The 15512-nt window shown below is 35.0% G+C and carries 12 protein-coding genes; 7 read left to right on the top strand and 5 right to left on the bottom strand.

Features of this window, described 5'->3' with window-relative positions; genetic code table 11:
• Positions 1–207 precede the first annotated feature (207 nt).
• Both B0X80_RS19635 and yfbR read left to right on the top strand, forming a co-directional pair.
• Entirely contained in the window at positions 208–1425 is a 1218-nt protein-coding gene (locus B0X80_RS19635; RefSeq protein ID WP_077343443.1) for a pyridoxal phosphate-dependent aminotransferase, read from the top strand.
• 13 nt (positions 1426–1438) lie between these two features.
• On the top strand, positions 1439–2038 hold the full coding sequence (gene yfbR, locus B0X80_RS19630) for a 5'-deoxynucleotidase (RefSeq protein ID WP_077343441.1): 600 nt from the start codon (positions 1439–1441) through the stop codon (positions 2036–2038).
• A 68-nt stretch (positions 2039–2106) separates the two neighbouring features.
• Here the strand turns inward: yfbR and B0X80_RS19625 are convergent, their stop codons facing one another.
• Positions 2107–2604 (bottom strand): hypothetical protein, encoded by a 498-nt coding sequence (locus B0X80_RS19625; RefSeq protein ID WP_175623995.1) that lies wholly within the window; start codon positions 2602–2604, stop codon positions 2107–2109.
• 364 nt (positions 2605–2968) lie between these two features.
• Here B0X80_RS19625 and B0X80_RS19620 point away from each other — a divergent pair, with 364 nt between their 5' ends.
• The 4 genes from B0X80_RS19620 to rlmA all read left to right on the top strand — a co-directional run bounded on the left by B0X80_RS19620 (position 2969) and on the right by rlmA (position 7028).
• On the top strand, positions 2969–4699 hold the full coding sequence (locus tag B0X80_RS19620) for an acetolactate synthase 3 large subunit (RefSeq protein WP_077343438.1): 1731 nt from the start codon (positions 2969–2971) through the stop codon (positions 4697–4699).
• Positions 4699–5196, top strand: coding sequence for an acetolactate synthase small subunit (gene ilvN, locus B0X80_RS19615; protein ID WP_076417977.1), 498 nt, complete (start codon positions 4699–4701; stop codon positions 5194–5196). Before B0X80_RS19620 ends, ilvN begins: the two co-directional genes overlap by 1 nt.
• 188 nt (positions 5197–5384) lie before the next feature.
• Complete coding sequence (xthA, locus tag B0X80_RS19610) at positions 5385–6191, top strand: exodeoxyribonuclease III (RefSeq protein ID WP_077343435.1); 807 nt, start codon at positions 5385–5387, stop codon at positions 6189–6191.
• A gap of 12 nt (positions 6192–6203) precedes the next feature.
• Positions 6204–7028: a 23S rRNA (guanine(745)-N(1))-methyltransferase gene (gene rlmA, locus B0X80_RS19605; RefSeq protein WP_077343432.1), complete on the top strand. Its 825-nt coding sequence runs from the start codon at positions 6204–6206 to the stop codon at positions 7026–7028.
• Positions 7029–7083: 55 nt separating this feature from the next.
• Here rlmA and yfbV read toward each other — a convergent pair whose 3' ends face one another.
• The 3 genes from yfbV to B0X80_RS19590 all read right to left on the bottom strand — a co-directional run bounded on the left by yfbV (position 7084) and on the right by B0X80_RS19590 (position 12284).
• Complete coding sequence (yfbV, locus tag B0X80_RS19600) at positions 7084–7551, bottom strand: terminus macrodomain insulation protein YfbV (RefSeq protein ID WP_245825507.1); 468 nt, start codon at positions 7549–7551, stop codon at positions 7084–7086.
• A gap of 91 nt (positions 7552–7642) precedes the next feature.
• Complete coding sequence (locus tag B0X80_RS19595; RefSeq protein ID WP_077343429.1) at positions 7643–9301, bottom strand: DUF5060 domain-containing protein; 1659 nt, start codon at positions 9299–9301, stop codon at positions 7643–7645.
• A 58-nt stretch (positions 9302–9359) separates the two neighbouring features.
• Positions 9360–12284: a glycoside hydrolase family 2 TIM barrel-domain containing protein gene (locus tag B0X80_RS19590; RefSeq protein WP_077343426.1), complete on the bottom strand. Its 2925-nt coding sequence runs from the start codon at positions 12282–12284 to the stop codon at positions 9360–9362.
• Between the two features lie 325 nt (positions 12285–12609).
• Between B0X80_RS19590 and B0X80_RS19585 the strand changes: the two genes are divergently transcribed.
• Entirely contained in the window at positions 12610–14196 is a 1587-nt protein-coding gene (locus B0X80_RS19585) for an alpha-L-fucosidase (protein ID WP_077343497.1), read from the top strand.
• A 153-nt stretch (positions 14197–14349) separates the two neighbouring features.
• Here the strand turns inward: B0X80_RS19585 and B0X80_RS19580 are convergent, their stop codons facing one another.
• On the bottom strand, positions 14350–15240 hold the full coding sequence (locus B0X80_RS19580; protein ID WP_077343494.1) for an alpha/beta hydrolase: 891 nt from the start codon (positions 15238–15240) through the stop codon (positions 14350–14352).
• Positions 15241–15512: the final 272 nt, after the last annotated feature.

Raw genomic sequence — 15512 nt, 5'->3', positions numbered from 1 at the left:
TATTTTTTAAACAAACTATTCCAAATTTTGCTGTACAAACGCCTTTAATAATAAGATTATCTAATATAAGCGTTTAATATAACAAAACCTATACTTAGACACTTAATACACGTGTTCAAAGTTCTATAATTTAACCCTAGCTGTTGAAGTAAAAGGCTTATGTATTTCACTTATCTATAACATCAAATATTGAGAAGAATCGTATTAATGAAAAAAATCAATAAATCATCAAAACTAAAAAATGTTTGTTACGAAATTCGTGGACAAATAGCGGCAGAAGCCCGTCGTTTAGAAGACGAAGGCCATAAAATCCTAAAATTGAACATAGGAAACCCCGCCCCATTTGGTTTTGAAGCCCCTGATGATATATTGAAAGATGTTATTCGTAACCTTCCTACAGCCCAAGGCTATAGTGACTCTAAAGGTATTTATTCAGCACGTGTTGCTGTTATGCAGTATTTTCAACAAAACAATATTAAAGACGTAAACATTGAGGATATTTATATCGGCAATGGTGTCAGTGAACTTATTGTTATGGCAATGCAAGGGCTATTAAACAATGGCGATGAAGTGCTTATTCCTGCACCTGATTACCCTTTATGGACTGCTGCTGTAGCACTCTCTGGTGGTGAACCTATCCATTATAAATGTAATGAAGACAATCAATGGTTTCCTGATATTGCGGATATGGAAAGTAAAATTAATAAGAATACCAAAGCTATTGTATTAATTAACCCAAATAACCCAACAGGTGCAGTGTATTCAAAAGAAGTTTTATTAGACATTTTAGCCTTAGCTAAAAAATATAGCCTAATTGTATTTAGTGACGAAATTTACGACAAAATTTTATACGACGAAGCGGTACATATTCCTACAGCAAGTTTAACGCAAGATGTACTCATTATCACCATGGGTGGCTTATCTAAAAATTATCGTATTGCAGGATTTAGAGCTGGCTGGATGGTAATTACAGGACCTAAACTACACGCTGAAGACTATTTAGAAGGTTTAAATATTTTATCTTCAATGAGGCTTTGCGCTAACGTTCCTTGCCAACATGCTATTCAAACAGCATTAGGTGGCTATCAAAGTATTAATGAGTTAATAACAGGCGATGGTCGCTTGATCAAACAACGTAATTTAGCTCACAAACTGATTAATGATATTGATGGCTTGTCGTGTAACCCTGCAATGGGTGCTTTATATTTATTTGTTAAAGTAGATGCTGAAAAGTTCAACATTACAAATGATGAAAAAATGGTCTTAGACTTACTTAAACAAGAAAAAATTCTGTTAGTACACGGTAGCGCTTTTAATATCCCTGAAAAAAATTACTTTAGATTAGTTTTTCTTCCAAATAGCGATGAACTTGTTCCTGCAATGGAAAAATTAAAGAACTTTTTTAGTACTTACTATCAACTATAAAGAAGAAATAAATATGCAAAGTACGTTTTTAGCGTGGATGTTTAGAATGCCCCTGATTAAAAGGTGGGCACTCATGTTTTGTGTTAAACCTGAAAACGTAGCTGAGCATTCTCACCAAGTTGCCATTGTGGCTCACTTGCTTGCCGTTATTAAAAACAAAAAATTTAACGGCAAGATCAACGCAGACCGAGTAGCAACGGTAGCTTTGTACCATGAGGCAAGTGAAACGCGTTACGGTGATATTGTTAGCCCAACCAAATATGCGAACCCAGCTATTGCACGTGAATTTAAAAAAATAGAATACCTTGCTGAGCAGGAATGTTTAGCGTCTTTACCTGAAGAGTTTCAAGATATTTTTGCTGACCTTATTGTGCAAGACAATGTTGAAGCAGAATACAAAAGCATTGTAAAAGCGGCCGATATTTTAGTCGCTTATATAAAAGCGCTTGATGAATTAAATCATCAAAACCATGAATTTGATCACGTAGAAGAGCGTTTAGGTAAAAAAATAGCAGAACTACAACAAAACATGCCCGAAGTTAAATACTTTATGGATATGTTCTTACAAGCCTGCTCAGCTACTGTTGACAAATTATCTACTCAAAATAAATAATTTCATCTAAAGTCCCCCCTCTTTACTTTAGCGTCTTTGTTTTAAAGGCGCTTATTACTATTACCTATCTATTTTTTTAAAAGAGAAAACATGTAAACATAAGCGTAAAGTGCGGTAAATAAAATACTCGGTGCTACCGTTAAAAATAAGTTTGGCGTTTCATTAATTACATTAACCATAATAACTAAGGTTGATTGCACAGCAATCGGAATAATAGGAGCAAATAAAGCACCTGTAACCTTTCTCTCTTTAAAATATGACGCAGATAACTCAATCGCATTATTAAAACTTTCACGTATGGCTATATTTTGAGGAGACTTAGAATGAAACAAACATAAAATAGGTGTTATAAATGCCAATGATATACAATTGTTTTTATACTTATTAACAACCTTTTCTAATATAAAGGTAAAAAACAAAGTTACAAAGCCACTGTACAAACCTTGTACCAAAGCCGTTTGAAGCGTAGTTGCTTTAGGGATCGCATCGCCGCTATTAGCCCAATATGCCCAGCTAAAATAAAATATAAACGACACAACACCCGATAAAATAAGTCTAATATTCAATTTATTTCCTCTATTGAGTAGCTTCACTAATAAAATATAATCTATATACCGAATAAAAAAATTAAGAAAGAATGACTTAAATTCTTAATTAACTATTGACACTTTAATACAAACCCTTTAAAAATACAGTCATAGTTTATTCCAATGACGCGCGTTTAAAATAACGCCAAATAGAAAATTCATTTATGTTATTAACAAATTTACACAATGTAGTCCTCAATGTCGTTATGGTTGTCAAACCATCGCGAGGATTTTTAGTGTAAAAAATAAAAGAATAAACAACGCTATTATTAACCCTCGCTCTTACTCAGACCGAGGGTTTTTTATTATTTAAATATTCACTATTCACACAAAGGGCAACAATATGACAACAGAGCTATATACGGGTGCTGAAATGGTAGTTAAAGCACTATCTGCACTTGATGTTAAATATGTATTTGGTTATCCCGGCGGTTCAGTATTAGATATTTACGATGCTATCTTTCAGCAAGACGACTTCGAACATATTTTAGTACGCCATGAGCAAGCCGCTACACATATGGCAGACGGTTACACACGAGCAACAGGTGAAGTTGGCGTAGTACTAGCAACGTCAGGCCCTGGCGCTACAAACTGTGTTACAGGTATTGCTACGGCTTATATGGATTCTATTCCTATGGTTGTTCTAGCAGGCCAAGTTGCTACAACGCTAATTGGTGATGATGCATTTCAAGAAACCGACATTATTGGTTGTTCTCGCCCTATCGTAAAGCACAGTTTTAATTGTCGAAAATTAGAAGACATACCAAACATTATAGCTAAAGCTTTTTATATAGCTAACTCTGGACGCCCAGGCCCAGTTGTTGTTGAACTACCAAAAGATTTATTAATCCCTGAAAAAAAAGGCAAGTTTGCAATCAACATTAACGTTGAAATGCGCTCATATAACCCTACAGTTACCGGTCACCCTAAGCAAATTAAAAAAGCAGCTAAACTCATTTCTGAAGCGAAACGACTAGTTGTTTATTCAGGTGGCGGAATTGTCATTGCCAACGCATCAGAACTCCTAACTGAACTAGTTGAAACCTTAGATGCCCCCACCACAAATACCTTAATGGGATTAGGTGGCTTATCAGGCACACACGACAACTTTATAGGTATGTTAGGTATGCATGGTAGCCTGGAAGCTAACAAAGCCATGGCTAATGCTGATGTTATTTTAGCGTTAGGCGCACGTTTTGATGATCGCGTGACCAACAATGTTAAAAAATTCTGTCCTAACGCAAAAATCATTCATGTAGATATCGACCCTACTTCAATCTCTAAAACCATTAACGCTCATGTACCTATTGTTGGTTTAGTTGATATTGTTATTCAGCAAATACTTGATGAATTAAAAGAAACCAATTACCGACCAGACAAAGAAACCTTAAAAGCTTGGTGGGCACAAATAAACGCATGGCGTGCAGAAAAAAGCTTTAGTTACGTACCTGAAGAAGCTGGTGCTAAAATTAAACCACAACACGTGGTTGAATCTATGTACAAAATTACCAAGGGTGAAGCTTACGTGTGTTCTGATGTAGGTCAACATCAAATGTTTGCTGCACAATATTACCCATTTGCTAAACCTCGCCAATGGATCAACTCTGGCGGCTTAGGCACCATGGGCTTTGGCTTACCTGCAGCTATGGGTGTTAAATTAGCTTTTCCAGACAAACACGTCATTTGTATTACCGGCGATGGTTCTATTCAAATGAATATTCAAGAGCTGTCAACTTGTCTGCAATACAACTTACCCGTAGTTATCGTTACCCTAAATAACCGCTCTTTAGGCATGGTAAGACAATGGCAAGATATGATTTATGGTGGACGTCATTCTTCATCTTACATGGAGTCGTTACCTGACTTTATTAAAATAGCTGAAGCTTACGGACACGTGGGTATCGAAATTAACGAGTTAAGTGAACTTGATTCAAAACTTGAAGAAGCTTTCGCCATTAAAAACAGATTAGTATTTGTAGACGTATTGGTTGATGAACATGAGCATGTTTACCCAATGCAAATTAAAACCGGTGCCGTTGATGACATGTGGCTGAAAAAAGGAGTTAAAGCATAATGCGTCGTATCCTAGCAATATTATTAGAAAACGAACCAGGTTCATTATCACGAATTGTTGGTCTATTTTCACAACGTGCCTTTAACATTGAAAGCTTAACGGTTGCACCTACTGAAGATAACACCCTATCGCGTATCACAATCGCAACACGTGGCGACGATAGAGTACTTGAGCAAATTCTTAAACAAGTAAATAAGTTAATTGATGTAATAAAAGTCACAGATTTAACAGATCGTCAACATGTTGAGCGTGAATTAGTATTAATAAAAGTACTTGCCATGAATGATAAGTCGCGCACTGAAGTTAAGCGTATTACTGATATTTTTAGAGGTTCAATTATTGATATAGGTAAGCAAATTTACACGATTCAATTAACGGGTAACGCAGATAAAATCAATGCTTTCATTGAAACTATAGGCAACGAAACCGAAATTATAGAATCAGTTCGTTCTGGTTGTGTGGGTATTGCTCGCGGTGAAAAAGCGTTAAGAGTATAAATACCTTACAATAAAGTAAAATTTTAAAAGCCACTCAATGCGTAAAGTAAACAAAAGTAATGAGTGGCTTTTTAATTCCTGATTATTTTTATTTAATTGTTAAAAAGTAAGAAAAAAATTAAATTAATTGTCACATCAATTTACCAGTTCTGTTAGCATTATCGCCATGTTAACTATGGGTAAAATTCATGAAAATCATCTCTTTTAATATCAATGGCCTTCGCGCACGTTTACATCAATTACAAGCTATTATCGACAAGCATCAACCTGACATTATCGGTTTACAAGAAATTAAAGTTCACGATGAAGCTTTTCCGTTAGCCGATGTAGAAGCGATGGGCTATTCAGTTTATTTTCATGGTCAAAAAGCCCATTACGGCGTTGCGATGTTATGTAAAAAACCTGCAGATAGCGTACAAAAAGGTTTTCCTACTGACGATGAAGAAGCGCAAAAAAGAATGATCATGGTGACCACCACCAATGAAAAAGGTGAGAAAGTTACAGTACTAAACGGTTACTTTCCACAAGGCGACAACATCTCGCACGAAACTAAATACCCGTATAAACGCCAATTTTATAAAGACTTAATGACTTACCTAAATGAACATCACACACCTGACGAAAACGTTGTAGTGATGGGCGATATTAATATTTCACCAACTGATCTAGATATAGGTATCGGAGAGCCCAATAGAAAACGTTGGTTACAAACAGGTAAATGTAGCTTCCAACCAGAAGAACGCGAATGGCTTAAAACATTAATGGATTGGGGTTTTAAAGACACTTTTAGAGAATTACACCCCACACTTGAAGAAAGATATTCGTGGTTTGATTACCGCTCAAAGGGCTTCCCTGATAACCGAGGCTTACGTATAGATGTGGTATTAGCAACACCTGAACTAGCTAAAACTTGTGTTGAATCTGATATAGATTACGAATTACGTGGTATAGAAAAACCGTCTGATCATGCACCTATTTGGTCTACATTTGAGTAGTTATAGCTGAATATGACGAATAACACCCCCACAGCTGATTACCTTTGCCCTTTATGTAATGAAACCTTATTACTCACGGGCAAAACCTATCGATGCAGTAATAATCATTGTTTTGATGAAGCCAAAGAAGGTTACGTAAACCTACTACCTGTGCAACATAAGCACTCTAAATCGCCTGGCGATAATGCTGATATGGTCAATGCACGTAGATCCTTTTTAGATAATGGTTATTACCAGCCGTTAATCGATAAACTTAAGTCGTTATATCAAGAGTTTGCCAACACTAATCTAGCGATTTTTGATGCGGGCTGTGGTGAAGGTTTTTATACTCATCAATATAAAACAGATAACAACCAAGTTTACGGTATCGATATTTCTAAATCGGCGGTAAAAATTGCTGCCAAACGCTACAAAAACTGTCACTTTAGCGTAGGAACTTTATCTCACCTGCCTTTTGCTGATAATTCGATAGGTTGGATAAACTCGATTTACGCCCCTATTTTAGAAAACGAATTTACGCGTGTTTTAAAAGCTGATAGTTACTTGCTAACAGTAACGCCAGCAGAGAAGCATTTAATAGAATTAAAATCGTTAATTTATATTGATGCTAAAGAACATGATACGGCAAAAAATCCCATTGAAAATTTAACCTTAATCAACGAAGAAAAGTTAAATTACACAATGGAATTCAATAATTCGAATGATATTCTCAACTTACTTTCTATGACACCTTTTGCCTTTAAAGCATCAGCAGAAGTTATTGAAGAATTAAAGAGTAAACAGAGCTTCTCTTGCCAAGCTGATTTTTTAATCCGATTGTATGAAAAAAGCCCGTAACGTTAATTCGTACGGGCTTTTTAATAGATAAAAAATTCAAAAGTTGAGTTATGAATTATTTGATCGGCATACTGCGATAGGTAATATTTAATAATTGAGCTAAATCTATATATCGAGGTTTACTTACCGAAAGCTTTATATTACCACCGCCTTGGTTAAACTTAGCAACGCCCTCTTTATACCACGCAGCTAGATCAGGAGGTAAAAACTTATCAGCTTTAATACCTGAAACCACTAAAGCTTGTACTGGCATACTTAAAATGAATAGCGCGTATACTAAAGCTTGAGGTAATAACTCATAACCACCAAAATATAGCTGCATCACAAAAACAAAAAGCGCCATAGCAGGTAAATATTTACAAGCAAAACGTGCAACTTGAACTGTGCGGTAATCTTTAAAGTATTGGGCGAGTTCGATACGTTCAGGCCAAAGACTGATATATTTTCGACCAAGCTTAATAATGTCTAAAAGGTTTAATTCCATCGGTATAATGCGTTGAGTACCATAAAATAAATATAGCATAAAAGTTATTCTATCCAATGGTTATTTATTGCTTAATATCTAATTTATTATTAAGTTAAATTTCCATTACGGCACTCAACACACTATTACATTAATTATTAACTAACTCACTAATAAGAATACTGTCTGCTTGCCCTCTCCATGGAGATATAAAAAGCATGCCTTTTGTTATTTTTTTAGGCTCAGTAAGCTCACCTGTTAAGATATTAAACCATCGGTAATTACGCGTTTGTTTATTTTCAAAACTCACACCATCTTTCACATTTTGTAAAAACCAATCACCTCTCGACATTTGATAATTACCTTTTGGCACATAAATTAAATAAGTATCTTCATTATTTTTCAGCGTATAACCTGAGCCATTTTTATCTGGAGCCGGTTTAAATGTAGAAAAATCGTACTGAGTAAAAAAGTTAGTCATATGTTGAAAAAAATCAAAACGCGGCTTTATATAACTATCCGGTTGTTCAAATGGATTATAAATAATGACATTCCATGAACTACCTTGCCAGTAGTAAGTTGTATAAACACCTGCGAATAAAATCATCCAATTACGTCGTACCGATACTTCAGGATCTACGTAGTCTCCAGGAAAAACGAGATAAGGTGATTGTTCGTATCCGCCATGTTCAATGTTATAAATAGGCTTATTAGGAAAACGTTTACGCACATTTAACATTTTATTGTAAATGTCGTGCTTCCAATCTTGTGTCGAAATAAAGTCAACTTGTTCAGGGAATTTAGCGCAGTATCCATAGTCATGAACGGTTACTAATCTTTGATAGTAATTAAGCGCGCGTAAACGTTCTATTCTACCTTTAATATAAGCCTCATCTGCGCGACCATAATATAAAGCTTCTTTAGATATATCCCACACAATATTTGGATACGCTTGGTAACGCTTAACAATATAGTCAAAGTACATATTATCTGCTGCGCTATTCATTTCTGGCCAACTGACTAATTTGTTCCATACATAAATCATAAGGTGAGATACAAGACGTTTATCATGTAAAAGTTGTACGGTACGATCAAACTTTTTAAAAAATTCAATATTTAACGCTGAGTGATCCGGTTTTTCATTAGAACCTAAAAAAGGAAATATATTTTGTTTACCACCAAACTCATGTTCAGGATGACTCGCTAATTTAGGATCTTTATCCCAACTTACATCATGAGAATAAACATTCATCACGATATGATTAAAACCATTTTCTTTAATTAAAGAAAGTAAATGTTCGCTTTTAGGTAAGCCCTGATCATCTTCGTAATCTAAAGCAAATAACCAATCAAGTTCATAACCCAAAACAAAGTAAGGAGTGCCATCTTCGTAGTAAAAATTTTGCTTATTTTCACTACTTAACACAACGCCACCGTGGTTGGTTGTGTCAGCATTTTGCACAACGTTTACTCGACCTGTTCGACCATTAAGCGATTTTTGTTTACTTTCTATTTTGTATGTCCAGTTACCAATATCTGATGCTGAAAAGCGTACTAACCATTCATCTCCACCATTATAAAAAACCGGTACGGTCATTTTTTTACCTGAGGTATGAGAAAAAATGGCATTAGCATCAACGGTAAATAATTGTTTAGCGTTTACCGTTGCATTAATAGGAATATCAACAACTTCCCATTTTTCAATTGCGACCTCTTTAGCCTGAGCATTACACATAAATAATGCAAACCACAAACTAACTAAACTTTGGCTGATATAACGCCAACGCAGACAAGACATAAGTTTATTCATATATTTTTCCATAATAATCGACTACCTAAGCAAGCTTACATAGTTGGTAAGTTTAGTTTCAATTTAACTGTTTTAGCTCAAATCCATTTAAACGGAATGTTTTGATTGCTTCATTTACATTTAACGATTTTATAACTAAAGATATTTTTTCTTTACCGTCACTTTCAAAAACGTGTAATGCGTTTCCTTGTGCACCTTTATTTGAACCACCATCACCTCTTGTTCCTCCACCGGCTTCACTTACAACAATTTTTCGCCCAAATGTAGGTGTATAATGTTGACTAGAAACCCCTTTACTTTTTAATGGTGTTAAATCAAAACTCAGTTCAGGAATACTTTCACTTTTATCACTTAACATATGATGCCATGTTTTTAATTGGTACTTACCTTCGGGAAGTTTATCAAATGTAAGGTTAAGGCTTGCTTGAGCCGACACATCGACACCATCTTCAATCATAAAGCTTAAATTTCCTGGCATTCCCCAATTATTTAACCATTTAATCTCTTTATTTGAAGAAAGTGTTATCTCTACTGTTTGATTATTTGAAGCAACAAAACGTTTTGTGCTAGGACCTTTTGAATTTGACCACAATGTATAATCTTCTTGCGGGTGTTGTTCTGTGTTACCTATGTCTACTTTTAATTCAAATGGTTGCTTTATTAATTGATGTTTTTTTTGATGAGCTACAGCACTCCAAGCCTTAGTAGTAATAGTTTCGCTTGTAGAAAGTAACCCTTTGGACGTTGCAGTTAGTCTAATATCGCTGGGGGTTTTACCAACACGAATCATCACTGGCGCTATTCCGTTTCTCCACGTTACAGGATTTGCTCCAATCGTTTTACCACCAACAATTTCGGCGTCACCACTTATGCTAAAAGTTACATACGGTGTATCACCTTCAATGTTATGTCCGCTTTTATCTTGAATGTAAGCGTAAGCCATTAAAATACTTGAACCATCAGCAGAAAAATCATACCCAGTAGTATCAATGCTTAAAGATATTTTATAAGGCTTATCGGCTTTACTACGTGAATGTTTAGCTACACGTTTCCCGTTTTTAATTGCGTAAGCCGTTAATGTTCCTTCCGTCCATTTAAATGGCACAAGCGTGGAGGGTGAACTAACATACTTATTAGCTTCAGTAACCGTTGGTGTATAGCGACCTAATAATTTTCCATTATGTAGTAGTTCGATAGCATCAGTATTACTAAATATTTGAACAACCCCCTCTAATTGAGCGATATTTTCAGGAATATGAACCATAGGCTCTTCAGTTAATTCTGATTTATACCAGTAATAAATAGGTTTTGGTGAACGAAAAGCATCCCAACTAGAAGCTCCCCATACGGATAAATTAGGATACTGCTTATCACGTTTAATAAACGAGTAACTGTCGTGCGCACTCCACGAAGCTAAACCAATTAAGTTTGGATCATGCTTATAGCGTGACACAATTTCTTGTAGTCCTATGCTATCTTTAGTACCACTATGTTCCATTGCAAAAAGTAAATCATGCGGTTGGCGCACTGCTCCACGATAATCCATTACTGCATATAAATCGGTAATACCCGAGTGCTGTTCTCCGGTCCATAAAGTACCGTTGTTCATAGTAATACGTGTTGGGTCTTCTTCTTTTGCTGCATAATGTAATCGCTTAATTGTACCGCGATGATTAATTCCTGCGCCCCAGCCTAATATTGAGGGATGATTTCTATGATTTCGGATCATAACTCGTGTTGCTCGATCTAAACGATCAAACCAAATGTCATTACCAAACTCTATCCATGTCGGCGGTTCTTCAACTACAATCAACCCTAGCTCATCACACGCTTCAATGAATGAATTATCATGCGGATAATGAGCTAAACGTACTAAATTCATCCCTGCTTGTTTAAATTTAATGGCATCATTTCTATGTAGGTTATTCGGTACTGCATCGCCAATATATGGGTAATGTTGATGCCTATTTGCGCCAATAATCTCTATGGGTTTACCATTCAATAACAAACCTTCATTTAAACGTAGCTCGAATGTTCTTAGCCCTAAAGGGTTATTTAAATCGTCTATATTTTTACCATTAACTTTTATCTGGCTATATACACGGTACAAGTAAGGATTGTCTGGCGACCACAACTGAATATTTTCAGTTAAGCCTGTGGTATGTTTTATTGTAGTTTTACTATTGGCTGATAGTACGTGTGTAGATTCTACTTCCGCAACAATATTTTTATTGGCATCAACAATTTGAGTAGCAACAACAAATGACTTTTCTTGATTTGAACTATTTTGTACTTCACTTCGCACAGACACAGTAGCATCTCGTTCATTAACGGTAGGAGTGGTAATAAAAATACCTGAAGTTTTACTTTCCCAATTATAGGTAAAATGTAGATCATCAGTAACCGTTAAATATACATCTCTATATAAGCCACCAAATAAAATATAGTCTCGCGTAAAGCCATCAGGTGGTATTGCTTTATCTATTCTGTTATCTAAAAACACCACTAAAGTATTATTCTGATCAGGTTTTACAAATGCTGTAATATCAAAATGAAAAGGAGTGAAACCACCTGTAGCATGCTCACCTACATATTCGCCATTCACCCAAAGTTTTGTACGTTGATGTGCTCCTTCAAATTCTAAAAATACTTTCTGATTTTTTTTAGTGTTTACCAAAATATCTTTTTGATACCAACTAACATCTCGATGGAATGTTTGTTGAGATTTATCATCAGTACTATCATCTAAATTAATAGATGTTAGCTGATAGGTATGAGGTAGAGTTACACTCTCCCAACCTTTGTTAGACCAAGCATTGCTGCCAGGCATAGCTTCTAGTTTACCTTTATGATACTTCCAGTCTTGATTAATGTTCACCTGACTTCGTTCAGACGCCGTGTTAAACGTTAATACACTTGCCAAACTTTGTGTAAAACAAAAATAAAAACTCAGAACAATGAGTAACTGTTTTATAGGCTTCATACGATTAATTTTACCTTTACGGATTAAATTGCATTTTTATATGTAATATTTATATTTCACCAATAATCTTCTAGATAAATAATAAAGTCAATTGAATTCGATTTTAAAAATGAGTAATAAAAAAGAAAAATAAAAAATTAAATAAAAAATTTCAACAACTTAAAACAAACACCACCCATCAAGTACATCAGAAAAAGTACCAAAGCACCATCCTGCATATTGAAAACACAGTTTTTATATATAAATAAATTTGCAATTATGATGCATTTGAAATTATAGTGTCGTATACATTTTTTGAGTCATCAACCAACGAAAATTAATGAAAATGAAAAAACAAACTCTAACAACATTAAAAAGTACATTAGCCATTGCTGTAGCTTTAGGTTTAACAGCTTGTAGTGCTGACACTAATACCACGAAAGAAAAAGCTTCGGCTGCTTTAGATAATTCAGCCAAACTTGCTGAAATAAAAGCGGTGGCTAACCAAGGTCCTTTCAAAGCTAACTGGGACTCATTAACTAATTATAAAATTCCAGATTGGTATCAAGATGCTAAGTTTGGCATATTTATACATTGGGGCGTTTATTCGGTACCCGCTCATAACGGCGAATGGTATCCACGAAAAATGTACCAAAAGTCAGATGAAGAAAAAACTTACCATGAAGACAACTTTGGTAACCAAACTGAATTTGGTTATAAAGATTTTATTCCTCAATTTAAAGCTGAAAAATTTAATGCTGATGAGTGGTTAAAAATTATTAAAGATTCAGGTGCAAAATACATTGTTCCTGTTGCTGAGCATCATGATGGATTTTCAATGTACGATAATTCATACACCCGTTGGGATTCTGTAGAAATGGGACCTAAACGTGATGTAATTCAAGAATTAAAAGATGCTACTGATAAAACAGATATTCATTTTGGTTTATCAAGCCACAGAGCTGAAAACTGGTGGTTCTTTGATGGTGGTAGAGAATTCCCTTCAGACGTACAAGACGAAGAGTTTCGTGACTTATACGGGCCAGCAGTAAACAGAAAATCTTCAGAAGAAGGTTTAACGCCTCCTAGTCAAGAGTTTATGGACGACTGGTTATTACGTACCGTAGAAATTGTTGATAAATACGAACCAGAGCTTATTTGGTTCGATTGGTGGATGGCGTCAAAACCATTTCATGATCACGTAAAGCAGTTTACAAGTTACTACTATAATAAAGGTGTTAACTGGGAAAACATGCCTGCACTTAACTATAAAGAGCATGCAGAGATGCGTTCTTTCCCTCCTGGGTCAGCCGTGTTAGATATTGAACGTGGTGGTATGACTGATATCCATCCTTATTTTTGGCAAACAGATACTTCTGTATCTTTATCATCTTGGGGATATGTTACTAATCATAAATACCGTAACGCTAATTCATTAGTAGATGATTTAATGGATATTATTTCGAAAAACGGTTCATTACTATTAAACATTGGTCCAAAACCTGATGGAACAATTCCTGAACCTGAAATTGCTTTATTAAAAGAAATAGGCGATTGGTTAGCTGTAAATGGTGAAGCAGTTTATAACACTCGACCTTGGGTAACTTATGGTGAAGGTGAAACTTACGTACCAGACGGTAAAAACTCGAATGATGCTGAGAAAAACCGTAAAGATTTTAACAGCAGCGATATTCGTTTTACCCAAAACGAAGGTACTTTATACGCAACAATGTTAGCGTGGCCAGGCGATAATGCGAAAGTAACAATTCGTAGTATTACTCCTAAAAACTATGCTGATAAAATAGCTAAAGTTGAATTGATTGGACATAAAGGTGAGCTAACCTTTAAACAAACAGCAAAAGGTTTAATGATCAACTTACCTGCTGGTTCACCATCAAAACATGCTCAAGTACTTAAAATAACTAAAGGTTAATTCCTTGCTTTAAAAAGAGTATTTAACTGTAATACTCTTTTGAGTTTGTTGCGCTATAAGTTTACGACTTCCCAAACTTAATAGCGCAACAAGCTCTCCCCACTTCAACAAACTCCCTTTGAAAGATTAAATTTCCTCCCCTTGAGTAAAATATTACATTTTTTGGCGCTTAAAAGAATAATAAGCTTCTAAAGCCAGAGGTACTGAAATATAAGGATTATCTACATGTTCTGCATTTTTACTATAACGAGAAACTACATATAAACTTTCCGGACCATTCATCTCAATAGCCGATAATAGCCCTTTAAATGACCCCGTAATCATGTCATTTTCAGCTTCACCTAAACTCAAATACAAAAAAATAGCTCTCCCCTGAGTTTTATTATTAAGATATACGAGCTGCTTTTTGAACTCATCTACAACGACTGAGTTGTCATACCAAGCAGCAGGGCTAAAAGCAAAATATCCTGTAAATAAATTAGGGTTAGTTACTATGGCATATAAAACAAAACTACCTCCTGCAGAAAATCCACTTAATACTCTATTTTGATTGATCAAATACGTACTTTCTATATAGGGTAAAACCTCAGTTTCTATAAATTGAAGAAACAAATCAGCTCTACCAAAAATAGAAGGATCATTATCTGTAAGTGGTCGCGCTTCAATATTGACATTTCTTCGTGCGTAAGGTGGTACAAGATCTCGATTACGAGAATCTGTCCAAAATAAGTTGGGTATAGCAACAACAATAGAGTCTTCTATCTTTCTTTGAGTAGAAAGCCTTGAGATAGACTCATCCCAGCGAGATAAATTAAAATTACCATCAGTTTTAATAATCAATGGATATGCTTTAGATTTATCGTAGTTTTTAGGTAATCGTATAAAAATTTTACGACTTTCGTTAAGAACCGATGAGTAGAGTGTTTTATCAATAAATTCAGATGTGTAGTCTTCAATATATCTATTTACGCTAATATAAGTCAAAACACATAAAGACAATAAGACGAATGAAATAACTATTTTTGATTTATTCAAAATTTTCACGTAAACCATCCATGATCTATTGATTAAAAGTAAGCAATATAATTACTAATAGCTCACCACATTAGCACAGTAATACTCTTCCCTGTTAAATGATTAAATTTCAAATACAAAAAAGCTGAGATAAACTCAGCTTTTTATTCAACATAAATTTACTTATTAAAGCATATTATACGTCGTAAGTTGTAGAAGACGTGTTACCACCTCGACCTGTCCAGTTTGTATGGAAGAATTCACCACGCGGTTTGTCTTTACGTTCATATGTATGAGCGCCA

This window comes from Pseudocolwellia agarivorans (assembly GCF_002000085.1).
Taxonomy (GTDB): Bacteria; Pseudomonadota; Gammaproteobacteria; order Enterobacterales; family Alteromonadaceae; genus Pseudocolwellia; species Pseudocolwellia agarivorans.
The sequence above is the reverse complement of the archived record's forward strand: the minus strand, read 5'-3'. Positions and strand labels throughout refer to the sequence as shown.